Origin of the sequence: Micromonospora palythoicola, assembly GCF_036689795.1 — a bacterium.
In the GTDB taxonomy this organism is placed as follows: Bacteria; Actinomycetota; Actinomycetes; order Mycobacteriales; family Micromonosporaceae; genus Micromonospora; species Micromonospora palythoicola.
In genome coordinates this window covers 1-23,503 of record NZ_JBAGKI010000084.1, presented here as the reverse complement: position 1 = coordinate 23,503, position 23,503 = coordinate 1, and the positions used below count along the sequence as shown (strand labels likewise).

Below are 23,503 nucleotides of genomic sequence, written 5' to 3'. Positions count from 1 at the left end.
CCGCCCCGCCCGGGGCCCCACCACGCGGGCCGTGAACAGGGTGTCACGTGACGAAGATCGACGATGTCGCCCGGCTGGCCGGCGTCTCCCCGGCCACCGTCTCCCGCGCGTTACGCGGGCTGCCGACGGTGTCGGCGGCGACCCGCAGCCGGGTGCTCGCCGCCGCCGAGCAGTTGCAGTACGCCGTGTCGCCGAGCGCCTCACGGCTGGCGGGTGGCCGGACCGGCACCGTCGCGGTGGTGGTTCCCCGGATCACCCGGTGGTTCTTCGGGGTGGTCGTCGAGGCGGCCGAGGATTTCTTCCACCGGGCCGGATACGACCTGCTGCTGCACAACCTGGGTGGGCGGGAGCAGAACCGGCAGCGCGTCCTGCACGCCACCCACCTGCACAAGCGGGTGGACGCGATCATGCTGGTCGCCACCCCGCTGCGGGCCACCGACGTGACCGCCCTGGCCGCGCTCGACCTGCCCGGCGTCACCATCAGCTCCGGTACCACCGTGCCGGGCTGGCCCTGCGTGCGGATCGACGACGTGGCGGCGGCGCGGACCGCCACCCGGCACCTGCTGGATCTGGGGCACCGCCGGATCGCGCACATCTCCGGTGATCCCGACGACGAACTCGCCTTCAGCGCCCATCTCGACCGGCGCCGGGGGCATCAGGAGGCGTTGCGCGCGGCCGGGTTGCAGCCGGACCCGAGCCTCGACGTGGAGTCGAGTTTCGACATCGCCGGCGGCACCCGGGCCACCGAGGAACTGCTCCGCCGGGGCGACCCACCGACGGCCATCTTCGCCGCCTGCGACGAGATGGCGATGGGTGCGCTGACCGCGCTGCGTGACGCCGGTCTGCGGGTGCCCCAGGACGTCAGCGTGATCGGCATCGACGACCACGCCCTCTCCGGGGTGCTCGGGTTGAGCACCATCGCCCAACCGGCGGCGGAGCAGGGCCGGTTGGCCGCGCAACTGCTGCTCGACCCGCTCTGCGGGCGGGCCCTCGACGCCGACGTGAGCAAACCCGATGCGTCGGTGATCCTGGACACTCGGCTGGTCGTACGTGATTCGACCGCGCCCGCCCGGGCAAACTGAACGACAGCCAGCACGCCGTCGGGGCCAACCGGGCCGGACGGCTCGACCACGGGAGTACGCCCTGAACCACGACGCGACGCAGCAGACCCCGGCGACCGGCTGGTGGACGGAGGCGGTGATCTACCAGATCTATCCCCGCTCGTTCGCCGACTCGGGTGGCGACGGCATCGGCGACCTGCCCGGGATCACCGCCCGCCTCGACCATCTGGCCCAGTTGGGCGTCGACGCCGTCTGGCTCTCCCCGTTCTATCCGTCCCCGCAGGCCGACGCCGGCTACGACGTGGCCGACTACCGGGACGTCGAGCCGCTGTTCGGCACACTCGCCGACGCCGACGACCTGATCGCGAAGGCCCACGCCAGCGGGTTGCGGGTGATCGTCGACCTGGTACCCAATCACACCTCCTCGGCGCACGCCTGGTTCCAGGCCGCCCTGGCCGCCGGTCCGGGCAGCGCCGAGCGGGAGCGGTACATCTTCCGCGACGGCCGCGGGCCGGGCGGCGCCGAGCCGCCCAACGACTGGCAGAGCGTCTTCGGTGGCCCGGCCTGGACCCGGGTGCCCGACGGCCAGTGGTACCTGCACCTGTTCGACACCGCCCAGCCCGACCTGAACTGGGACAATCCCGAGGTCCGCGCCGAGTTCCTGGACGTGCTGCGGTTCTGGCTGGACCGTGGCGTCGACGGCTTCCGGGTGGACGTGGCGCACGGCCTGATCAAGCAGGCCGACCTGGCCGACTGGCAGGAACCGCAGGAGATCCTCTCCGGGCAGGAGGCGGACAAGCCCCGCCCGCCGATGTGGGACCAGGACGGCGTGCACGAGGTCTACCGTGAGTGGCGGCGGCTGCTGGACGGGTACCCCGGCGAACGGATCCTGGTGGCCGAGGCGTGGGTGGAGCCGGCGGAGCGGCTGGTCCGCTACGTACGCCCCGACGAGATGCACCAGGCGTTCAACTTCGAGTACCTGCTCGCCGCGTGGACGGCGCCCGCCCAGTACGCGGTGATCACCCGATCGCTGGAGGCCACCGATTCGGTCGGCGCGCCCACCACCTGGGTGCTCTCCAACCACGACGTGGTACGCCACGCGTCCCGGCTCGGCCTGCCGGTCGGTACGCCCCGCCCCAACGGAATCGGGATCGGCGACGAGCAGCCGGACGCCGCCACCGGGTTGCGGCGGGCCCGGGCGGCCACCCTGCTGATGCTGGCCCTGCCCGGTTCGGCCTACCTCTACCAGGGCGAGGAGCTCGGGTTGCCGGAGCACACCACCCTGCCCGACGCGGCGCGGCAGGACCCGACCTGGGAGCGCAGCGGGCACACCCAGCGGGGCCGCGACGGGTGCCGGGTGCCGATCCCGTGGGAGGCCGACGCGCCCTCGTACGGCTTCGGGCCGACCGACGCGAGCTGGCTGCCGCAGCCGCCGGTCTGGGCCGAGTACGCGCTGGACCGTCAGCGCGGGGTGCCCGGTTCGACGTACGAGCTGTACCGGGAGGCGTTGCGGCTGCGGCGCGCGTACGGACTCGGTCGGGGCACCCTGCGGTGGCTCTCCTCCGGCGACGAGGTGCTGTCCTTCCGCAACGGTGACCTGGTGGTGTTCACCAACTTCGGGGCCGACCCGGTGGCGAAGCCCGGCGGCGAGGTGGTGCACAGCAGCGCACCGCTGAACGAGGACGGCTCGGTACCCACCGACGTGACCGTCTGGGTCGAGGTCTAGCCGGAGGTCCGGGTGCGGCACCGCCGCTATGCGGGCGGTTCCGCACCCGGATCCTTCCGGGCGCGGGTGTGCAGCAGCCGCCGCACGTCGGCGATGTCCTGCGGTGAGGTGCGGGCGGCGAGCCAGTACATGAACCCGGTGGGGATGAAGAAGAGCTGGAAGGCGGCCAGCCCGACGGCGTAGTTCAGCGGCGGCGGGAAGGCCACCCGCAGCCCGTGGAACGCCACCCCGACCAGGCCGTTGCCGGCCGCCCGCCCCACCCCGTTGACCAGGTTTCCGAGGCTGTAGACGGTGCCCCGGTTCTCCGGCGGGTTGACGTCGGCGATCAGCGCGAACCAGTTCGGCGAGTTCGCCGAGGTGAGCGCCAGGGCCAGCAACGCGGCGAGCAGACTCAACCCGACCGTCGGCTCGCTGACCACACTGCCCAGCACCGCACCGACGACCGCGCCGGTGCCGGCCCCGTCGGGCACGTCGATGCGGATCGGCACGAAGAACAGCACCAGGTAGAACGGGAGCGCCGCGAAGATGCCGACCGAGGCGACCAACGCCCGGCCGGAGGGCGTACGCCGTTGCAGCGCGTCGCCGATCAGCCCGCCGACGATGGAGAACACCCCACCGAGCTGGAACAGGGCGGCGAAGACGGCGCCCACCACGATGGCGGTCGCCGTCGTGTACCCCTGGTCCTCGGCCCGCTCGCGGAAGAGCACCGGCAGCCAGACCAGCGAGCCGAAGGCGGCCTGCGCGGTGAGGCCCTGGAGGATGAGCCACCGGTTGGTCCGCCGGCCCAGGATGACCGGCAGGTCGGCCCGGCTGATCCGGTAGTCGTAGTCGCCACCGGCGGCGAGCGCGGCAGCCAGCTCCGGCTCGCTCTGACCGCGCCGGATGTCGTACGTGAACAGATAGGCCGCCGTGGCGACCAGACCGACCACGGTGAGCACCAGGAACGGCCGACGCCAGTCGGTCGCGCCGAGCAGCCCGCCGACGAGGCCGCCGGCCACCGTGCCGACCCCCTGGGACAGCCCCCAGAAGCTCATCACCAGGCCCCGACGGCGAGGCGTGATGAGATCGGTGACGACCGAGTAACCGACCGAACCGACCGCGCCCAGACCCACTGCGGCGAGCAGTTGCGCGGCGAGGAAGGTGGGGTAGTTCCCGGCCAGTGCGCTGCCGCCCGTTCCGGCCGCCCAGAGCAGTGTGCCGATCATCAGCAACGGCTTGCGGTCGGTCCGGTCGCCGAAGTACGCCCAACCCACCGCCGCCACCGCGCTGATCAGGAAGCTGATCGCGGTGACCAGGCCGAGCAGCCGTTGCGGCACCTCGAACGAATCGGCGATCGCGCCGTACAGCGGGGGCACCAGACCGATCGCCACGTTGTCCAGCGAGGCGAGCAGCACGAAGACCACGACGCTGTAGAGCCGGCGCGGCGCACTGCTGCCCCACACCCGCGCGGGTCCGCGTGTGGTCGAGGTCATGCGGGCAGCCAACCAGGGCGGGATAACGAGCCGATCACCGGGTCACCTCGCGGCGCGGCCGAGATCGTGCCCGGTTCCGGATCGGGTGGCTCCTCGTCACGTGCGGGCCACCCGACCCGGGACCGGGCGTGGTCAGCCCTGGGACAACCGGTCCAGGTGGCGTTCCCGGGCCTGCGCGTAGCGCTCCCGGATGCCGGGCACCGGTTCTCCGGCGTACTCCTCGGTGCCGGACGGTGTCCAGGACGGCGGCTCCCCCGTGCCCAGGGCCAACCACGCGGCCTGCCGGGCGGCACCGTCGGCGACGTACTCACCGGGCGGCGGGACCACCACCGGGCAGCCGAAGACCTGCGCCGCGATGCGCCGCACCGCCGCCGAACGGGCGCCGCCGCCGACCAGGATCACCCGGCGGACGGTCGCGCCGTGGGCGGCGAGCGCGTCGAGCCCGTCGGCGAGGGCGCAGAGCATCCCCTCCACGGCGGCCCGGGCCAGGTGCGCCGGGGTCGAGGTGCGCAGGGTCAGCCCGTGCACCGCACCGGTGGCGTCCGGCCGGTTCGGGGTCCGCTCGCCCTCCAGGTACGGGACCATCACCAGCCCGTCCGCGCCGGGCGGCGCGGACAGCGCCAGGTCGGCCAGCTCGTCCAGACCGACCCGCAGCATCGCCGCGGCGGCGTCCAGCACCCGGGCCGCGTTCAGCGTGCAGACCAGCGGCAGGAACCGGCCGGTCACGTCGGCGAAGCCGGCGACGATTCCGCTCGGGTCGGCCGCCGGGGTGTCCGCGACGCTGAACACCGTGCCGGAGGTGCCGATCGACACCACCACGTCGCCCGGGCGGGCACCGACGCCGAAGCCGGCCGCGGCGTTGTCGCCCGCGCCCGGCCCGAGCAGCGCCGCGCCCGTGTCGGTGGCGGAAACGGCACCGGACAGCACCGCCGGAGCCAACCGGCCGGCGGTCTCGGCGGGACCGAGCACCGTCGGCACCCGCACCGTCCGGCCGAGCGCCCGCTCCAGCAGGTCCGGCCGGTACTCGCCGGTGGCCGGGGACCAGTAGCCGGTGCCGCTGGCGTCGCTGCGGTCGGTACGCAGCGCGTCCAGCCCGGAAGCACCGGCCAGCCGCCAGGTCAACCAGTCGTGCGGCAGGCAGACCGCCGCCACCCGATCGGCGTTCGCGGGCTCGTTGCGGGCCAGCCAGCGCAACTTGGTGACGGTGAAGCTGGCCACCGGCACGCTGCCCACCGCGTCGGCCCAGAACCGGCGGCCGGCCAGCCCTTCGCCCGCCTCCTGGATCAGCTCGGACGCCGCACCGGCCGACCGGGTGTCGTTCCACAGCAGCGCCGGCCGGATCACCTCGCCGGCCTCGTCGAGACAGACCATGCCGTGCTGTTGGCCGGCCACGGAGACCGCGGCGACGTCGGCCAGCCCGCCGGCGGCGTCGATCGCGGTCCGGAGGGCCGACCACCAGGCCGACGGGTCGACCTCGGTGCCGTCCGGGTGCGGTGCCCGGCCCTGCCGGACCAGGGCACCGGTCTCCGCGTCCCGGACGACCACCTTGCAGGACTGGGTGGAGGAGTCCACCCCGGCGACGAGCGGCATGCCGACCGCCTCAGCGCGCGCCGAGCAGGTGCTCGACGGCGAGCTGGTTCAACCGGACGAAACCGAAGCCCTTGGCGGCCACCGCGTCGACGTCGAACTCCTCGAACGCGGTGGTGTCGGCGAGCAGCTCGGTGTAGCCCTCACCCTCGCCGAGGGTCGGCACGCCCAGTTCGGCGACCTTGCTCGCGGCCAGCGCCTCGGCCACCTCCGGGTCGGCCCGGAACGCCGCGGCGCGCTCCTTGAGCAGCAGGTAGGTGCTCATGTTCGCGGCGGCAGAGGCCCAGACCCCGTCGACGTCCTCGGTGCGCGAGGGCTTGTAGTCGAAGTGGCGGGGGCCGTCGTAGCCGGGGCCGCCGGCCGTGCCGCCGTGCTCCAGCAGGTCGACCAGGGCGAACGCGTTGAGCAGGTCGCCGTGACCGAAGACCAGGTCCTGGTCGTACTTGACGCCGCGCTGACCGTTGAGGTCGATGTGGAACAGCTTGCCCTGCCAGAGCGCCTGGGCGATGCCGTGGACGAAGTTCAGCCCGGCCATCTGCTCGTGGCCGACCTCCGGGTTCAGGCCGACCCGCTCCGGGTGGGCGAGGGTGGAGATGAACGCCAGGGCGTGCCCGACGGTGGGCAGCAGGATGTCACCGCGCGGCTCGTTCGGCTTCGGCTCCAGCGCGAAACGCAGGTCGTAGCCGCGGTCGATGACGTACTGGCAGAGCAGGTCCACCGCCTCGCGGTAGCGCTCCAGCGCGGCCTGGACGTCCTTGGCGACGTCGTACTCGCCGCCTTCCCGACCGCCCCACATGACGAAGGTCTTCGCGCCCAGCTCGGCGGCGAGATCGACGTTGCGCAGCACCTTGCGCAACGCGTACCGCCGGACGTCGCGGTCGTTGCTGGTGAAGCCACCGTCCTTGAAGACCGGCTGCTGGAACAGGTCGGTGGTGACCATCGGTACCACCAGGCCGGTCTCGTCGAGCGCCTTGCGGAAGCGGGCGATCTGGGCGTCGCGGGTGGCGGCGTCCGCGCCGAACGGCACCAGGTCGTCGTCGTGGAAGGTGACGCCGTACGCGCCCAGCTCGGCGAGCCGGTGCACCGACTCCACCGGATCCAAGGCGTCTCGGGTGGCGTGGCCGAACGGGTCGCGGCCCTGCCAGCCGACCGTCCAGAGCCCGAAGGAGAACTTGTCGGCAGGAGTGGGACGGGGTGCCATGGCAGACCTCCGGTGGTGTCATCCGCTATTTGTTCAGTGGTTGAATTAAATGACCGCGGTGTGGCAGTGTCAAGGGGTGACCTCACCCGCAGCCCCCGCCGGCGCGGTGCGGCAGGGCAGCCTGCGTGAGCTGAATCTCGCCCTCGTGCTCGGCCGCATCGCCGCCGCCCGTCGCCCCCCGTCTCGGGCGGCGCTGGCCGCCGACACCGGTCTCACCCGGGCCACCGTGTCGGCCGTGGTGGAGGACCTCGTCGCCGGCCGCCTCGTCACCGAGGCGGGTCCGACGCCGCGGGCCGGCGCCGGTCGTCCGGCGCGCGGCCTGATGCTGGCCGGCGACGGTCCCGCCGGTCTCGGCCTGGAGATCAACGTCGACTACCTCGCCGCGTGCGTCGTCGACCTCTCCGGGCAGGTCCGGCACCACACGGTGCACCGGGCCGACCTGCGACCCGTGTCGCCGGCCGAAGCTCTCGGCCAGCTCGCCGAGCTGGCAGGCCGGGCCCGCGTCGACGCCGAGGCCCAGGGTCTGACCCTGGCCGGTGCCGCCCTGGGGGTACCCGGTCTGGTCGACGACGCCGGGCGGGTCCGCCTCGCGCCGAACCTGGGCTGGCGGGACGTGCCGGTGCCGGAACTGCTGGCCGACCATCCCCCACTGACCGAACGGGTCGACGGGGTGCCGCCCCTGGTGGTGGACAACGAGGCCAACCTCGCCGCGCTGGGCGAGCTGCATGCCGGTGCCGCGCCGGGCAGCTTCCTGCACATCTCCGGCGAGGTCGGCATCGGTGCGGGCATCGTCCTCGACGGCGCGCTGTTCCGGGGCACCCGCGGTTGGAGCGGCGAGATCGGGCACATCCCGGTCCGCCCGGACGGCCCACCCTGCCGCTGCGGCGGCCGCGGCTGTCTGGAGCTCTACGCCGGGCAGGAGGCGATCCTGTCCGCCGCCGGCCTGGCCGGTGCGGATCTGCCCGCCGACCGGGCCTCGACCCGGCTGACCCAGCTCGCCACAGCCGAGCATCCCGCCGTGCTGCGCGCCCTGACCGAGGCCGGTACGGCGATCGGGGTCACCGTGGCGAGCGTGGTCAACCTGCTGGACCTCGACACGGTGGTGCTCGGCGGCGGCTACGCCCCGCTCACCGGCTGGCTCCGGCCGCCCGTACTCGCCGAGATCGAACGCCGGGTGCTCACCGCGGCATGGTCGCCGGTCACCGTCCGGCCGGCCACCCTGGGCGCCACCGCCGCCGCGGTGGGAGCGGCCGGTTCGGTGGTACGCCGGATCATCGCTCGCCCCGGCGGCTGGTTGGCCCGGCTCTGACGCGCTCGGCCGGATGCCTCGGTAGTCGCTCGGTACGCTTGTTTCCAGGCAACCAACCGTGACCCCCGAGGAGTGCACCCCGGCATGCGTACTGGTCGACAGGGCCCGCCGCCGGGTGTCCGCCGATGACCAGCACCCGACCTGGCGCCTTCGCCGGTGCGGCCGGCGAGCGGACCGGCGGGGACCGGTCGGAGCGCACCGCCGCCGAGGCGCCGCACCACACCTCTCCCGTGGACGCCGATCTCGCCCGTGAGCTGCTCGACGGCCTCGGCGAGGCGGTGCTGACCACCGACGACGCCGGGCTGGTCGTGCTGGTGAACGCGGTGGCCGGCGAGTTGCTGCCGGAGGTGGTCGTCGGCACCGACCTGACCGGTTGTCCGCTCGCGGCCCTGGCGGCCGCAGCCGCCACCGGTGCCGACGACTTCGATGCCGAACACCTCGGCCGGCGGTTACGAGGGTTCCGCCGCACGCTTGGTGGCAACCGGTCCGCCTGGTACGTGCGAGATGTCACCGAGGAGCAGGCCCGCGCGGCGGAGCTGCTCGCCGAACGTCGGCGTACCCGGTTCCTGGCCGACGCCGGCCGTCAGCTCGGCCTGGCGCTCGAGGGTGACCAGGCGCTGCGCGCGGTGGCCGCCCTGCCCGTGCCCTACCTGGCCGACCTGGCTCTGGTCGTGCACCTGCCACCGACGCCGACCGAACACCGGCCGCACTGGATCCGGCAGACCGCTGACCACAGCACGCCGGCCAGCGGAACGGTCGGCTGGGACGTGGTCACCGCCGTACCCGGACTCGTCGAGGCCCTCGACGGCGAACCCGCCGATCCGCGGCCCTGGCCGGCCATCGCCCGGGCGGGAATCGACCAGTTGCTTCCGGCGGACCTCGACCCACCCGCGACCCTGCTGGTCAGCCCGATCCCCGGCGCCGGCCGGACGGCCGGCGCCCTGGTGCTGCTCCGCCGAGCCGGGCGGGCCGGCTTCGACCGCCGCGACGTCGAGCTGGTCCGGGAGTTCGCCGCCCGGGCCGGCGCCGCGCTGGCCACCGCGCAGCTGCACGACGAACAGAGCCACCTCGCCCGGGTCCTCCAGCACAGCCTGCTGCCGCCGCGCCTGCCCACGGTGGCCGGAGTGCGTCTGGCCGGGGGCTACCGCGCGGCCGGCGACGGACTGCGCATCGGTGGCGACTTCTACGACGTGCTGCCGACCGACGACGGTGCGCTGTTCGCCGTCGGTGACGTCTGCGGCAAGGGCGTGGGTGCGGCCGTGCTCACCGGCCGGGTACGCCAGTCCCTGCAGACCCTACGGCTGGTCGAACGGCAACCGCGGGAACTGCTCCGGCTGCTCGACCGGGCACTGCTCGACCTGCCGGACACGCGCCGGCGCGGGCAGTTCACCACCCTGCTGCTGGGCGCCCTGCGGGTCGGACCCGAGGGCGAACTGCGGTTGCGGGTCGCCGGTGGTGGGCATCCGGCACCCCTCGTGGTGCGTTCCGACGGAACAGTGGCCGCACTCCGGGTGGGCGGCATGCCGGTCGGCGCGTTGCCCGGTGCCCGGTTCGCCGCCGCCGACCTTCGGCTGGGCCCCGGCGAGCTGCTCTTCACCCGCACCGACGGGGTCGCCGACGCCCGGGGCGGCCCGCACGGCGCGGAGATCTTCGGCGAGCAGCGGCTACGCCGGACGCTGGCGGCCGGTGCCGGGCTGCCCCCGGCGACGCTCGTCGACCGCGTGCTCCGGGAGATCGACACATGGTGTGCCGGGCACCGCCACGACGACATCGCGATGCTGGCGATCGGTCCCGCCGCAGACTGATCCGGCCGGGCGGCAGCACCGACGGTAGCCGGCCCGGTCAGGCCGTCCGGAAGACCGAGGCGTCCCCCGCTGCCCAGCCAAGCGGTGCCGCCTCGACGGCGTCCCGGCCTCCCGACTGTTCCGCACGTGGCTCCTCGGGCTGCGGCACCAACGGCGACACCGGCCGGACGACCCGTGCGCGGGCGGCCTCGTCGAAGGCACGCAGCCCGCGCAGCAGCGCCTCCCGGGCGTCGGGAGTCATGTCGGCCAGGATCGCCGCCAGATGCTTGCGACGGTCTTCACGCAGCTCGACCAGCAGCCGGCGGGCCTCGGCGGTCAGATGCAGCGAGATCTCCCGCCGATCGGCGCGGCCCGGCTCCCGCTCCAGCATCCCCGCGGCGACCAGGCGGTCACACAGTCGGCTGGCGGAGGAGAGCAGCATGTCCAGACCGGCGGCGAGGCGCCGCAGGTTTATCCCGTCATGCCGTTCGACGAGCATGACGGCGCGGAGCTGGGCGGTGGAGATGCGGTTGGCCGTCCGCTCCCGCGCACCGTCCCAGACCGTCAGCAGGGCTCCTGCCGCGGCATCCAGCTCGGCAGCCATACTCATCTCGGGTCCCGGTGGACCATGCAGTTCCGCCATGGTGCGCCTGAGCGTACCCCGATTCCGTCGGCGGTTGGGCTTGTGATCAAGGAGGGACCATGACCGAACCGGTCGACAAGGGCCGCGCGGCCATCACCGCCGCTCCCGTGGACCTCCTCGTGACGCGCGTCGGGGAGCTGTTCGAGCGGGAGTACGGAATCACCGACACCGATCTCCTCCAGGTCGACTACCGGCTGGCGGCGTTGCTGCCACTGGGCGGTGGGGAACCGGTGACCACGCCCGGGCACCCGGCGTGGCGCTGCTTCGACCACCAGAGCCCGACCCACGCGGACGGCGTCGGGTACCTGCCGGTGAGCATGCGGGGGGAACGGCGGGGTGTGCTCCGGGTCACGCCGGTCACCGACGCCCGACTTGCCGAGCTGGCGGAGGTCGCCACCGCGCTGGCCCACGAGCTGGCCGCCGTCGACGCCGGCACGGACGTGTACCGGGTGGCCCGGCGCAGTCGCCGCCTCACCCTCGCCGCCGAGGTGCAGTGGGAACTGCTGCCGGGGCGTAGCCGGCTGCGTCCCTCCTTCAGCCTGGCCGGTCAGCTGGAGCCGGCGTACGCGGTGCGTGGCGACAGCTTCGACTGGTCCGACGACGGGGAGCGGGTCTGGCTGGCCACCATCAACGGAATGGGTGAGGGGGTCGCCGCGTCCATGCTCACCACCCTCGCCACCTGTGCGTTGCGCAACGCCCGCCGGGCCGGCATTCCCCTGGCCGACCAGGCCGCCCTCGCCGATCAGGCGATCTACGACCTGCACCGGGGTGAGCAGTACGTCGCGACCCTGCTGCTCGAACTGGATCTGCGCACCGGGCGGCTCACCGCCGTCGACGCCGGCTCGCCCCGGCTCGTCCTGCTCCGGGACGGCGAGGTCAGCATCCAGCCGTTGGAGGAGCAGTTCCCGCTCGGCATGTTCGAGGGGACCAACTACCGCGAGCAGTTCGTCCAGCTCCAGCGCGGCGACCGACTGTTCATGATCAGTGACGGGGTGATCGAGGCGACCGGGAGCGCCGAGCGGTACGGCCAGACCGCGCTGGACCGGATGTTGCGCCGGACCACACCGATGGCGGCGCTGGACGCCGTCCGCTCCCTGCTCGGCGACCTACGGGCCTTCGTCGCCGGTGATCTCACCGACGACGCCGTCGTGGTCTGCCTGGACTGGCTCGGTCCGCAGCCGTGAGACCCGCCCGCCGGGTCAGTACGCGCCGCGGCTGTTGACCACCGCGCCGACGGTCTTCCACAGAATCGTCAGGTCGGCGGCGAGCGACCAGTTCTCCACGTAGTAGAGGTCGAGCCGGATGCCGTCCTCCCAGCTCAGATCGGAGCGGCCGCTGACCTGCCAGAGCCCGGTCATCCCCGGCTTGACCAGCAGCCGACGGGCGACGTCGCCGTCGTAGCGGGCGACCTCGGAGGGCAGCGGCGGTCGGGGACCGACCAGGCTCATCTGCCCCAGCAGGACGTTCACCAGTTGCGGCAGCTCGTCCAGCGACCACTTGCGCAACAGCCGGCCGACCCGGGTCACCCGGGGGTCGTCCCGCATCTTGAACAGCAGGCCGTCGGTTTCGTTGCGGGCGGCCAGCTCCGCCAGCAGCACGTCTGCGTTGACCACCATGGTGCGGAACTTGAAGACCCCGAACTCCTGGCCGCCCTGCCCGACCCGGATCTGGCGGAACAGCACCGGGCCTCGGCTGTCCAGTTTCACCGCCAACGCGATGACCGCCAGCAGGGGCAGCAGCAGGGTCAGGGCGACAAGCGACATCGACCGGTCGACGAACCCCTTGACCAGTTTTCGGACGCCGCGGAACTCGGGGGCCTCCACGTGGATCAGCGGCAGGCCGGCGACGGGCCGGGTGTGGATGCGCGGGCCGGCCACGTCGGTCAGCGCCGGAGCCAGCACCAGGTCGATCCCGGTGCCCTCCAGTTGCCAACCGAGCCGACGCAGCCGGGTCGCGGTCAGCTCCCCGCAGGCGGTGACGGCGACCGTGTCCGCGCCGATCGCGGCGGCGGCCTCCGGGATGGCCCGGAACGAACCGACCACCGGCACGTCGCCGAGCCGCTGGGCGACCGGGGCGAGCAGGGCGTCCGGGATGCAGGCACCGACGACCTGGTAGCCGGCGTACGGCTCGCGGCGCAGGGTGTGCACCAGTTCCAGCACGTGGGCGGTGTCACCGACCACCAGCACCCGCCGCGACCAGCCCGACCCCTGTGACCGGGCGCGGTGCAGGCGCTTACGGGCGGCGAACCGGGCCACCTCCAGACCGATCGTGCCGACCGCGAAGGTGATGGCCAGGAAGCCCCGAGACACTCCGACGTCGGCGACGTAGCCCGCGATCGCGGTGGCACCGGCCAGCCGCAGACTCGCCATGCTCACCCGCCGGTACTCGTCCGCACCGTAGCCCACCACCCGGTCGTCGTAGCAGCGCAGGGCCTTCAGCGAGACCAGCCAGGCCAGCACGAGCGCCGGGGCGACCAGGACGTACGGCACCGGGCCACGGGGTGCGGCCTCACCGAACCGGACGGCGTAGCCGACCAGCACCGCCACCGCCAGCACGGCGGTGTCCAGCACGACAAGCGTCCGGACGTACGCCCGCTGGTCGGTACGCACCGGTCGCCCCGGTGCCGGGACGTCGTTGGGTCGCGATGACGATCTGACCGGGGTCAACAGCGTAGCCGAGGTCACCAGCCCTCCCACTTCGCTCGCCGACGGCACGGGCCCGACCGGGACGGTCGGGTCTGCCGATGCACGACGACATCCTGCCCTGACAACCATGACTACCAATTGCTTCCGACGTATTGCCGTCAGTTTCCAAGGCGTAGGACAACGAGAAAGGGGCCGGTGGTACCGGCGAAACCGGTACCACCGGCCCCTTTCGGGGCGTCTCAGGTCAGGCGGGTGCCTTCCGCAGCGCGATCGCCCGGAGGAAGATGTCACCGATCTTGGTGGGATCCGTGGCGACGAACGCACCGCCACCGGCGCTCTTCGCGATGGTGTCCAGCTCCGACTTGCTGACCTCGGTGCCGATGCCGATGATGATCACCTGGATCGGCTGCTCCGGATCCTTGATCCGCTTCAGCTCGGCCAGCAGGGCCTTCTGCGAGATGCCGTCGGCGTCCTCGTTCTTGCCGTCGGTGAACAGCACGATCGAGTTGACCTTGCCCGGTTCCCAGTTCGCCTGGACGTCCTTGTACGCGGCCAGCAGCGTGTCGTACAGGCCGGTGTCGCCGCTTGACGAGGCGACCCGGTCCAGGCCGCGCTCCAACTCGCTGCGCTGCCGTGACAGCGGCGCGATCGGCACCAACTCCTGGTAGTCCCGCGAGCCCACCAGGTTCGTCGAGAAGACCCACAGGCCGATGGACCACGAGTCGTCGAACAGGTTCAGCCCGCGCCGGGCCGCCTCCGTGGTGACCTGCTGCCGGGTCGCCCCGTTGGCGGTCGGCACCTCGTTCTTCATCGAGCCGGAGACGTCGATGATGCAGAGCATCCGACCGGACAGGGTGGCGATGGACCAGCTGGAGACCGCCCGCTCGACCGCGTCCGGGGCCAGCCCACCGGCGGCGACGCCGCCCTGGGCCGGAGGCGCGACGGAAGCGTCGCCACCGGCCGGGCTCGGCGCGCCCTGCGGCGCGTTGAAACCGGTGCCCCAGTTGCCGTCCGGCGCCCGCAGCGACTGCGCGGCCAGCTTGTCCTTGAACGACGTCGTGGTCAGCGCCTCGAACAGCACCCCGGCGGCGGACGCCTTGGCCGGCTCGATCCCGGGCAGCACCGCGTACGGGTAGTCGAGCGGCAGTGGCGCCGGCTTCAGGTAGAGCGCCGCCAACGGCACCGGAGGCTTCCGGGCGTTGTACTGGATGACGTCCTCCTCGGACAGCGCCGCCGCACCGAGGGCGCTGGCCAGCGTGGTGGCGTCGCTGGCCGTCGGGAACTTGGCGAGCAGGTCCTGGCGCAGGGCCGAGGCGCCGGCGGCCAACGCCCGCAGCGCGCCGACGCGCTCCTGCTCGGCGGTCTCGCCGCCGGTCGACGCCGCGGCGGTCATCATCGACAGCAGGCCGGACAGTCCGGCGGCGTCGCGGGTCGGCTCGACGATGCCGGTCTTCAGCGGCCGATCACTGTTGAGGCGCGTCAGCAGGTCGGTCCAGCCGAGTTCCTGCTGCGGCCAGCCCAGCCGGGTGGCGATCGGTTCCGGCATGGCGACCACCACCGGGCTGCTCGCGATGGAGGAGCCGTTGCCGGGCTCGAAGGCCGCCGCGCCGCCGGTCTTGAGTCGCAGCAGCCAGGTCGAGGAATCCGGGATCCAGACGTCCGGGCTCACCGCGGTGCCACTGGCCTGCCCAACGCCGGCCAGGATCGCGCCGTGTTTGGCGGACACCACGGCGGCCACCTCCACCGGGTCGGAGGCGGCGACCGTCACGTCGATGCACGTTCCATCGACCGCGGCGCCCTTCTCCTCCCACTCGGTGGCTGCCTGGTCGACCGCCGGGGCGAGCTCGCTGGCCACCGCGACGGACAGCTCGATCTTGCCGGAGCAGTCCTGGCCGGCGAGTTGGCGATAGCCGACCCACCCGCCAGCGGTGACGACGAGTACGCCGACCGCTGCTGCGGCGGCGGCACCGTGAATACTTGAACGCATGCGATGGCGGCCTGCTGACACGCAGACCATCTTGCGTATCCGACCGTTGTACTGCCATGGCCGTTCGGACGAAAGTTACAGAGGAGAAACAGTTCACCGCGATTCGGTTACTTTGAGTGATGAGTCAGCGGCGCAATGTGGATGTATCTATGTCCGAGCCACACGATCAGGGCAGAACGCAAGTAGGGCTCGCAATCGGTAGCGGCTCGCCGACCGCCACCGGCACCCCGGTGGCCGGTTCCACCCGGAAGGTGCGCACCATGTCCGCCCGTTCGTCGGCGACGTACAGGTGTTCACCGATCAGGGCGAAGTGACGGGGCCACTCGCCGCCGGTCTCCACCTCCGCCACGAGTTCCGGCAGCTCCGCACCGAGGGCGAAGACCGTCACGGTGCCGACACCCCGGTTCGCGACGTAGAGGAAGCGGCCATCCGGACCGATGCCGATCTCGGACGGCTGGACGTGCCCGCCCCGGTCGCTGGCGTCGACCCGGCCCCGGTGGTGCAGCGCCCCGTCCAGCAGCTCGTAGGCCAGCACCGAACCGTCCAGCTCCCCTGAGACGTAGCAGCGCCGTCCGTCGGGGTGCCGGGCCAGGTGCCGGGGCCCCACCCCGGGCGCGGTTCGCACCCGGGGCGCGCGTGGCACCAGTCGTCCGGTGGCGCTGTCCAGGTCGTACCGGTAGATCGAGTCGGTGCCCAGATCGACCGCCAGCAACGGCGACCCACCCGTCCCCGGCGAGACCATGTGAGCGTGCGCCCGCTCCTGGCGTTCGGGATCGGCACCGTGTCCCTGGTGCGCCACCACATCGGTGCGCTCGCCCGGCACGCCGTCGGCGTCGAGCGGGAAGACCGTCACGCTGCCGCCGCCGTAGTTGGCCACGAACAGGTGGGCACCGTCGGGCGCGACCGCCAGGTGGCACGGTTCCGCTCCGCCGGTGGGCCACGAACCGATCGGGGACAGCTCACCGTCGGTCCCGACCCGCCACGCGCTGATCCGGCCGTCGGGCAGTTCGTTCACCGCGTACAGCACGGGTCGGGTCGGGTGGCGGGCGAGGAAGGAGGGCGAGTCGGTGACCGCGACGGTGCCCAGCGACGTCAGCTCGCCCGTACGCGGCTCCCGCCGGGCGGCGACGATGCCGGTGCCGCGCCCACCGCTGGGCGCGGTGTACCCGCCGATGTGAACGATCTCGCCTCGACCTGCCACCGGTTGCCGCCCTCCGCTCGTTTCCGTCGAATCCACCTACGCAGCCTTCCCCCGACACCGGCGGATTAGACCTGTGCGCCGCCACCCGGGCGCGCCGCCGGTCGGCTCAGGCCGTCGGTACCGGCTCGCCCCGATGCCGGGCGACATGCTCGACCAGGGAGATCAGCACGGTCTTGCCGGACTGTCGATCGCGGGCGTCGCAGAGCACCATCGGCACGTCCGGGTCCAGATCCAGGGCCCGGCGCACGGCCTCCAGGCTGAACCGCCGGGCGTCGTCGAAGCAGTTCACCCCCACCACGAACGGGATGCCCCGCTGCTCGAAGTAGTCGATCGAGGGGAAACAGTCGGCCAGCCGTCGGGTGTCGGCGAGCACCACCGCGCCGAGCGCCCCGAAGGCCAGTTCGTCCCAGAGGAACCAGAACCGGTCCTGTCCCGGCGTTCCGAAGAGGTAGAGCTGGAGGTCGTCGTTGATGGTGATCCGGCCGAAGTCCATCGCCACCGTGGTGGTCGTCTTGGTCTCCACCCCGGAGAGGTCGTCGGTGTCGGTGCCGGCGTCCGTCAGGATCTCCTCGGTCTGCAACGGCCGGACCTCACTCAACGCGCTCACCAGCGTCGTCTTGCCGGCGCCGAAGCCGCCGGCGATGAGGATCTTCAGCGCGATGGGAACCCGGTTGCCCCGCCGCTCGCCGTCATAACGCACGGAGTCCATCGACCACCGCCTTGAGGATGTCGTTGTCGGGTAGGTACGTGGCGCGCGGTGGCTGGTGCACGGCGACCAGTCCGCGGGACAGCAGATCACCGAGCAGCACCCGGACCACGCCGATCGCCAGGTCGAGGTCCGCGGCGAGTTCCACGACCGGGGTACCGCGGCCGGCCAGCTCCACCAGCAGCCGGTGCTCCGGATGCAGCTCCGGGTAGGCCGCGAGGTCCGGATCCGGCTTCGCCAACACGTACGCGACCAGATCGAGCCCGTCCGTGCTGGGACGGGCCCGCCCGCCGGTCAGGGTGTACGGCCGCACCACCGGCCCGGCGTCGTCGTCGAGCCACTCATGTCGGTGCCCGGACAGGTCAGTCCGCATCGGTGGTACCCGCAGCCGCCCGGGCCGGCGCCCCCAGGTTCTCACCCACCCGGGTCACCAGCATCGCCATCTCGTACGCCACCAGGCCGATGTCCGCGTCGGCGTCGCTGGCGACCGCCAGGCACGCGCCCTGGCCCGCCGCGGTGACGAAGAGGTACGCGGACTCCATCTCCACGACGGTCTGCCGGACCGGTCCACCGGTGAGGTGCCGGCTCGCGCCCCGGGCCAGGCTGGACAGGCCGGACGCCAGCGCACAGAGGTGCTCGGCATCGGCGGTGCCCAGGCCCGCGGAGGCGCCCAGCAGGAGTCCGTCGGCCGACAGCACCACGGCCTGCCGCGCGGTCGGCACCCGCTCCAGCAGATCGTCCAGCAACCAGTCGAGATCTGCGTTCTGCCTCGTCGACTGCATCAGGCGTCCCTCTCAGTCACGGTCGGGCGATTCGCCGGCGCCGATTCGGTGGCCGGCAACGCGCCGGGCGGCGCGGTGCTGCGGTCTTGACCCGCCGGGTCCGTTCCGGCCGGGTCGGGAGCCGGCACGGCGGAACCGGCCCGGTCGGTCGGGTCGGCGGCAGCCGCACCGGGCTGGTGGTTCGGCTGCGCCGGGGACGGCTCGGTCTGGTCGGTCCCGCTGCCGGGGACCGGTCCGCCCGGATCACGGCCGGGGGTTCGGGTGGCGGCCAGCCGCCCCCGCGCGGTGCCCGCCTGCAACGCCGACATGACCCGACGTGCCTCCTCCGGGCTGCGCGGCGCCGGATCGCGGTGCGGCCGGGCCAGGGTCCGGGAGGCGACCACCGGTTGTCGGACGGTCGGGCCGTCGATCGCGGCCGTCCGTGCGGGCCGTGCGGTCATCGCCGGCAGTTGCACGGTGGGCTCGTCCAGCACCGGGTCGGCACCGGGCACGTCCCGGTGCCCGGGAGCCGGTCCAACCGGCGCGTCGGCACCGGCCTCGGGTGGTTCGGCGCCGGCCGGCCGCGCCGGTGCGGGCTGCGGTTCCGGCCCGACCCGGACGACGGGGGCCACCTCGACGGTGGACGGGACGCCGTTACCGGCATCAGTGGTCGGCGGTGCCGGCGAGCCCGCCGGCTCGCCGCTGGGCGATGCGGCGGCGCGGCGGCGGATCCGGCGGGGCAGGCCGTCGGCCTCCGCCGGCCCGACCGTCGAGCTGCCGCCCTGGGTCCGGAGGGTCGTCTCGCCGACCGGGTCGCCTTCGGCCGGACCACCGGCGGGTGCCGTCGTGTCGCGCGGGACGGCGCGGGTTCGGGGACGGGGCACCGTGGTCAGCCGGGTCGCCCGGGCCAGCCTCCGCTGCTCCGGCGTGGCACCCTTGTCGTCGCCCGCCAGCGCCTCCGGGTCGGGCAACGGCGACGGTTCCTCCGTGATCAGTCCGGTCGGGATGAGCACCACGGCGGTGAGGCCGGTGCCCTTCGATCGCCGCAACCGGACCCGGACGTCGTGCCGGGCGGCCAGTCGCGCCACCACGAACAGACCGAGGCGGGCGGTCTCGCTGGGATCGAACTCCGGCGACCGGGCCAGCTTCCGGTTCGCCTCGTCGATGGCCGCCTCGCTCATGCCGAGACCCTCGTCGGTGACGGAGAGGGCGTAGCCGTGCGCCACGTGCTCACCGGAGATCTCGACCCGGGAGTCGGGTGGGGAGAACGCGGTGGCGTTCTCGATCAACTCGGCGAGCAGGTGGATGATGTCCCCCACCACCCGGCCGACCGTGCCGGCGGGCTGCACCGTGGTGATGTCGACCCGGTCGTACGACTCGACCTCGGAGATCGCCCCCCGGATGAGGTCCACCATGGCGACCGGGTTGCGCCAGCCCCGGCCCGGCGTGGCGCCGGCGAGGATGACCAGATCCTCCGCGTGTCGACGCAGCCGGGTGGCGAGGTGGTCGACGCGGAACAGTTCGGCCAGGTGGTCGGGGTCCTCCGCGTCGCGTTCCAGCCGGTCGAGCAGCGCGATCTGCCGGTGCACCAGCCCCTGACTGCGTCGCGCGATGTTCAGGAAGACGTCGTTGAGACCACGCCGCAGGCTCACCTCGACCATGGCCGACCGGATGGCGACCTTGTGCACCTCGGTGAACGCCTGCGCGACCTGGCCGATCTCGTCGGCGCCCCGGTCGGCCACCGAGGCCTCCCGAGCCAGGTCGACCTGCTCACCGTTGCGCAGCCGGTCCACCACCTCCGGCAGGCGCCGCTCGGCGTCGGCGAGCGTGCCGCGTACCCGGGTCAGCCGCTGGGCGACAGAGCGGCCGACCCGGACCGCCACCACCAGCGAGAGCACGACGGCGATCAGGCCGAGCAGTCCGGCGGCGGCCAGCCGCACCAGCGTCCGTACCGCCATCGGCACCGACCGGTCGGCCAGGCCGTCCGCCTGGGTCAGTTCGAAGTCCCGCAGCGACTGCTGCACCGTGTCGTAGCTGGTCTGCCACGCCCGCGGGTCGAGCCTGAGCCGGTCCGACGGGTCGGCGGCGACGACGTCGTCCTGCATCTCCCGGAGCCGGCCGAACGCCTCCTGCTCGGTCAGCCGCTGGTACGCGGCCCGGTCCGCCTCGGGCAGGTCGGCCACCGCGGTCTCGGCCAGGAACCGCTGATTTCCGATGCCCTGCACGAGCAGGGTGTGCTCGCCCTCGGCGAACCTGCCCGAGGTCAGCACCCCGGCCAGCAGCGCGTCGGTCTGGGCCAGCAGTTCCCGCGAACGGCCGAGGCCGGTCAGCGCCAACGCCTCGCGGTTGAGGTCGTGGTCCGGGAGGTTGGCCAGGGCGGTGAAGGTGTGGAAGGCGGAGGAGATCATTCCGCTGTAGAGCCCGACCGCGCCGGCGCGGTCGAGGTCCCGACGATCGATGAAGCCGCGGCCGGCCGGCAACGCGTCCAACTCGCCGATGAGCCGTTCGAGCCGGGCTTCGAGCAGCTCTCCGGCGGCGTCGCGCAGCTGGTCCCCGCCGACCCGGCGACGCAACTCGGCGATCGCCGCGTCGGTGCGACCCCGCTGTGCCACCAGGGCCGGCAGCACGCAGTCGGCCGGGGGCTGTCCACACTCGGTGCGTGGCGAGGCCAGGTGCACCACGGAGAGTCGTCGTTCCCGTTGCAGCTCGGCCACCACGGTCTCACCCGGCCGGCCGAGGTCGTACAGCAGGGTACGGGCGGCGAGCAGGTCGAGCGCCGGCCCGAAGGTGAGCGTGGTCGCGAAAATCCACAGTGCCAGCAGCGCTGTCACCGGCACGACGACCAACGCGGTCAGCTTCGAGCGGATCGGCCAGTCGCGGGTGTTCAATCGGACCTCGCCCGGAAGGGTGGCTGGAAGGGCTCCGGCGCAGCCGGGCAGCGCCGTCACCGGGCGCATCCCGGTCGTCCCGCCGGGACGCCGGCTCGGGCGCCTTGGGCAGGATACGTAATCCGCGCCGGTCGCACTACCGTCCGTCAAGACTACCGGTACGTTGCCGAACGTCCCGACGACGAACCCCTTGTCGGGTTCCGCGCCCGCGCCGACCGGGTCGGGTCAGGAAAGTGCTCCGGAACGGGATTGGCGATCAGTGCGTGGCGGGAATACCTGCAGGCGAAGGAGGAGCCATGTCGCCCACGCAGATAGTCGTCACCGTCCTCGTCATCCTGGTGGTCGCCGCCATCGCCGCCGCCGTCGTCGTGGCCGGCCGCCGCCGGGCGCTCCGGCAACGGTTCGGCCCCGAGTACGATCACGTCGTCGCCGAGCAGGACAGCCGCAGCGCCGCCGAGCGCGAGCTGCGGGACCGGGAACGCCGGCACGCCGAGCTCGAACTGGTCCCGCTCACCCCCGAGTCCCGTGCCCGGTACGCCGAGGCGTGGGAGGAGCTTCAGGTACGTTTCGTCGACGCTCCCGCCGAAACCGTCGGGCAGGCCGACGAACTGGTCAGCCAGCTGATCGCCGAACGCGGCTACCCCACCGGTGAGTTCGACGACCAGATCGCCCATCTCTCCGTCGAGCACGCGCGGACGCTGGGCCACTACCGCGACGCGCACGAGATCCACCTGCGCAACTCCCGGGGCGAGGCCAGCACGGAGGATCTCCGCCAGGCCGTCGTCCACTATCGCGCCCTCTTCAGCGACCTGCTCGGCGAGGAGTCGCCGGTCGCTGCGGGGATGCCGGAACAGCGCCACCCCGATGCCGCCCACGACGCCACCAACCGCTGAGGAGATCACCATGCGGCAGGAAGAGCAGCAGCTCAACAACGACCACCCGGAGGCCGTACGCTCCGCCCCGGTGGCGGTGCCGACCACCGAGGACGACCGGGAGGCGGGCGACGAGGTCGACACCGTCGACGAGCCGACGGACCGGGAGCGGTCGGAGGCCGACCGCGGCCGCCCCTGGGACGGCCGTCCCGGCTCCGACGGCGAGCGCACCGAGTTCCACGAGCCGGGCCCGGTGCCGACCGCCTTCGGCGCGACCACGGTCGGTGGCGCGGTCGCCGCGTCCGCGCTGGCCAGCCCGCGCCCCGAGGACGAGCGCGACCCGCGCGAGGAGGACACCGCCCGGCCTGGTGACGGCGCTGTCGACGGGGACCGGGAGGGACGGCGGGCGGACCCGACGGCGGAGTTCGGCGGTACGGGCGACGACGTCGACCGGAACGACCCGGTCGACGCTCCCGCGGCCGATGTCGACGACCGCACTTCGGCCGTCGGCGACGACCCGGCGGACGACCGGCTCACCGACGACGACGTGGACGCGGCCGACGACGACAACCGACGGACGACGGTGACGGACGTCGACGACACGGCGGCGGCCGGTGGCCCCGGCTACGGAAGTGCCGCCCCCACGATGGTCGACCCCGACACCCAAACCTCGGGCGAGGGCACGTCCGGTTCCGGGGCGGCGGTCCCGGCCGGCGCGGCGACGCTGTTCGACGACGCGACGGCGCAGGGCTTCCGGGACCGCTGGCGCGACGTCCAGCTGCGCTTCGTGGACGATCCCCGGGCGGCGGCGGGTGAGGCGCAGTCGCTGGTGGAGGAGGCCATGGAGGCGCTGTCCGCCGCCCTTGCCGAGCACCGCAACAAGCTCGGCGGCTGGCAGGAGGCCGGCTCGTCCGACACCGAGCAGTTGCGGGTGGCCGTGCGCGAGTACCGGGACTTCCTGGACCGGGTGCTCGGCCGCTGACTCCGCGCCGCCGTACCGCCCGAGGGCGGGTGCCTCCGATCCGGGGCACCCGCCCTCGGCGTACCACCGTCAGGCATGGCCACCGGTGTGGCGGGTACGCCCAACAGGGTCGGAGAGCGCCGCGGACAGGAGGGCAGCAGCGATGACGGATCGTGATCGGCAACGACCGCTGGAGGAGCGCCCCGAGGCGGCCTCGGCGGTCGACGACGACAGCACCGTGCCGCAGCTGATGACCGGGGGTGGCGCCGACCGGGACAACCCGGCGTTCGCCGAACCGGACGACCGGCCCGAAGGCGGGTCTACCGAGGACATCATCGCCGACCCGTACGCCGCCGGCACCGGCGCGACGGGGACCGGTACCGGCGCGGGCGGAGACAACATCCGCACCGGCGCCGAGCAGCCCTGGGAGCCGGAGGATCTGGTGATGGCCCGAGGGCAGGATCTCACCGCCGAGAACATCGAGCGGGCCCGGCGCGAACTGGCCGAGACCGGACGCACGGCGATCGAGAAGACGGTTCCCTGATCCGCCCGCGCCCCGGTGCGCCCCCACCCGGACAGCGGTAGCCGGTTGCGGCGTTGCACCGCCGCCGGGCGGGTGACGGCGCCCGTGGCGCGGGCGGCGCGAGGGGGCCCCGGGGCCCCCCGGGGGGGGGGGGCCCGGGGCCCCGGGGACCACCC

The 23,503-nt window shown here is 73.3% G+C and carries 19 protein-coding genes; 8 read left to right on the top strand and 11 right to left on the bottom strand.

Features of this window, described 5'->3' with window-relative positions:
* Positions 1–47: 47 nt before the first annotated feature.
* Both V5O40_RS25220 and V5O40_RS25215 read left to right on the top strand, forming a co-directional pair.
* Complete coding sequence (locus V5O40_RS25220; protein WP_332907775.1) at positions 48–1,082, top strand: LacI family DNA-binding transcriptional regulator; 1,035 nt, start codon at positions 48–50, stop codon at positions 1,080–1,082.
* Between the two features lie 61 nt (positions 1,083–1,143).
* Positions 1,144–2,787 (top strand): glycoside hydrolase family 13 protein, encoded by a 1,644-nt coding sequence (locus tag V5O40_RS25215; protein ID WP_332907776.1) that lies wholly within the window; start codon positions 1,144–1,146, stop codon positions 2,785–2,787.
* Between the two features lie 26 nt (positions 2,788–2,813).
* On the opposite strand, the gene V5O40_RS25210 is transcribed toward V5O40_RS25215, so the two are convergent.
* The 3 genes from V5O40_RS25210 to xylA all read right to left on the bottom strand — a co-directional run bounded on the left by V5O40_RS25210 (position 2,814) and on the right by xylA (position 7,047).
* The gene (locus V5O40_RS25210; protein ID WP_332907774.1) at positions 2,814–4,259 is read right to left on the bottom strand and encodes an MFS transporter; all 1,446 of its coding nucleotides are present in this window, start codon (positions 4,257–4,259) and stop codon (positions 2,814–2,816) included.
* Positions 4,260–4,391: 132 nt separating this feature from the next.
* Positions 4,392–5,849, bottom strand: a complete 1,458-nt coding sequence (gene xylB / locus V5O40_RS25205; protein WP_332907773.1) for a xylulokinase — start codon at positions 5,847–5,849, stop codon at positions 4,392–4,394.
* Positions 5,850–5,859: 10 nt separating this feature from the next.
* Complete coding sequence (gene xylA, locus V5O40_RS25200) at positions 5,860–7,047, bottom strand: xylose isomerase (RefSeq protein WP_332907772.1); 1,188 nt, start codon at positions 7,045–7,047, stop codon at positions 5,860–5,862.
* A 49-nt stretch (positions 7,048–7,096) separates the two neighbouring features.
* Between xylA and V5O40_RS25195 the strand changes: the two genes are divergently transcribed.
* The gene (locus V5O40_RS25195; RefSeq protein WP_332907771.1) at positions 7,097–8,356 is read left to right on the top strand and encodes an ROK family protein; all 1,260 of its coding nucleotides are present in this window, start codon (positions 7,097–7,099) and stop codon (positions 8,354–8,356) included.
* 125 nt (positions 8,357–8,481) lie between these two features.
* Positions 8,482–10,161 (top strand): PP2C family protein-serine/threonine phosphatase, encoded by a 1,680-nt coding sequence (locus V5O40_RS25190; protein ID WP_332907770.1) that lies wholly within the window; start codon positions 8,482–8,484, stop codon positions 10,159–10,161.
* 37 nt (positions 10,162–10,198) lie between these two features.
* On the opposite strand, the gene V5O40_RS25185 is transcribed toward V5O40_RS25190, so the two are convergent.
* Positions 10,199–10,750 (bottom strand): MarR family winged helix-turn-helix transcriptional regulator, encoded by a 552-nt coding sequence (locus V5O40_RS25185; RefSeq protein WP_332907769.1) that lies wholly within the window; start codon positions 10,748–10,750, stop codon positions 10,199–10,201.
* A 92-nt stretch (positions 10,751–10,842) separates the two neighbouring features.
* On the opposite strand from V5O40_RS25185, the gene V5O40_RS25180 reads away from it, so the two are divergent.
* Positions 10,843–11,967 (top strand): PP2C family protein-serine/threonine phosphatase, encoded by a 1,125-nt coding sequence (locus tag V5O40_RS25180; RefSeq protein ID WP_332907768.1) that lies wholly within the window; start codon positions 10,843–10,845, stop codon positions 11,965–11,967.
* 15 nt (positions 11,968–11,982) lie between these two features.
* Here the strand turns inward: V5O40_RS25180 and V5O40_RS25175 are convergent, their stop codons facing one another.
* The 7 genes from V5O40_RS25175 to V5O40_RS25145 all read right to left on the bottom strand — a co-directional run bounded on the left by V5O40_RS25175 (position 11,983) and on the right by V5O40_RS25145 (position 20,971).
* Complete coding sequence (locus V5O40_RS25175) at positions 11,983–13,467, bottom strand: sugar transferase (RefSeq protein WP_332907767.1); 1,485 nt, start codon at positions 13,465–13,467, stop codon at positions 11,983–11,985.
* A 205-nt stretch (positions 13,468–13,672) separates the two neighbouring features.
* Positions 13,673–15,436: a substrate-binding domain-containing protein gene (locus V5O40_RS25170; protein WP_269738013.1), complete on the bottom strand. Its 1,764-nt coding sequence runs from the start codon at positions 15,434–15,436 to the stop codon at positions 13,673–13,675.
* 145 nt (positions 15,437–15,581) lie between these two features.
* Positions 15,582–16,616 (bottom strand): lactonase family protein, encoded by a 1,035-nt coding sequence (locus tag V5O40_RS25165; protein WP_332907766.1) that lies wholly within the window; start codon positions 16,614–16,616, stop codon positions 15,582–15,584.
* A gap of 106 nt (positions 16,617–16,722) precedes the next feature.
* The gene (locus V5O40_RS25160) at positions 16,723–17,325 is read right to left on the bottom strand and encodes a GTP-binding protein (RefSeq protein WP_332907765.1); all 603 of its coding nucleotides are present in this window, start codon (positions 17,323–17,325) and stop codon (positions 16,723–16,725) included.
* On the bottom strand, positions 17,306–17,695 hold the full coding sequence (locus tag V5O40_RS25155; protein WP_332907764.1) for a DUF742 domain-containing protein: 390 nt from the start codon (positions 17,693–17,695) through the stop codon (positions 17,306–17,308). Before V5O40_RS25155 ends, V5O40_RS25160 begins: the two co-directional genes overlap by 20 nt.
* Positions 17,685–18,104 (bottom strand): roadblock/LC7 domain-containing protein, encoded by a 420-nt coding sequence (locus V5O40_RS25150; protein ID WP_269738017.1) that lies wholly within the window; start codon positions 18,102–18,104, stop codon positions 17,685–17,687. Before V5O40_RS25150 ends, V5O40_RS25155 begins: the two co-directional genes overlap by 11 nt.
* Positions 18,104–20,971, bottom strand: coding sequence for a sensor histidine kinase (locus tag V5O40_RS25145; RefSeq protein WP_408631946.1), 2,868 nt, complete (start codon positions 20,969–20,971; stop codon positions 18,104–18,106). Before V5O40_RS25145 ends, V5O40_RS25150 begins: the two co-directional genes overlap by 1 nt.
* Positions 20,972–21,267: 296 nt before the next feature.
* Here V5O40_RS25145 and V5O40_RS25140 point away from each other — a divergent pair, with 296 nt between their 5' ends.
* The 3 genes from V5O40_RS25140 (at position 21,268) to V5O40_RS25130 (ending at position 23,348) form a co-directional block, all read left to right on the top strand.
* Positions 21,268–21,864, top strand: coding sequence for a hypothetical protein (locus V5O40_RS25140; RefSeq protein WP_332907763.1), 597 nt, complete (start codon positions 21,268–21,270; stop codon positions 21,862–21,864).
* 10 nt (positions 21,865–21,874) lie between these two features.
* Positions 21,875–22,825: a hypothetical protein gene (locus V5O40_RS25135; protein WP_332907762.1), complete on the top strand. Its 951-nt coding sequence runs from the start codon at positions 21,875–21,877 to the stop codon at positions 22,823–22,825.
* 142 nt (positions 22,826–22,967) lie between these two features.
* Positions 22,968–23,348 (top strand): hypothetical protein, encoded by a 381-nt coding sequence (locus tag V5O40_RS25130; protein WP_332907761.1) that lies wholly within the window; start codon positions 22,968–22,970, stop codon positions 23,346–23,348.
* Positions 23,349–23,503: the final 155 nt, after the last annotated feature.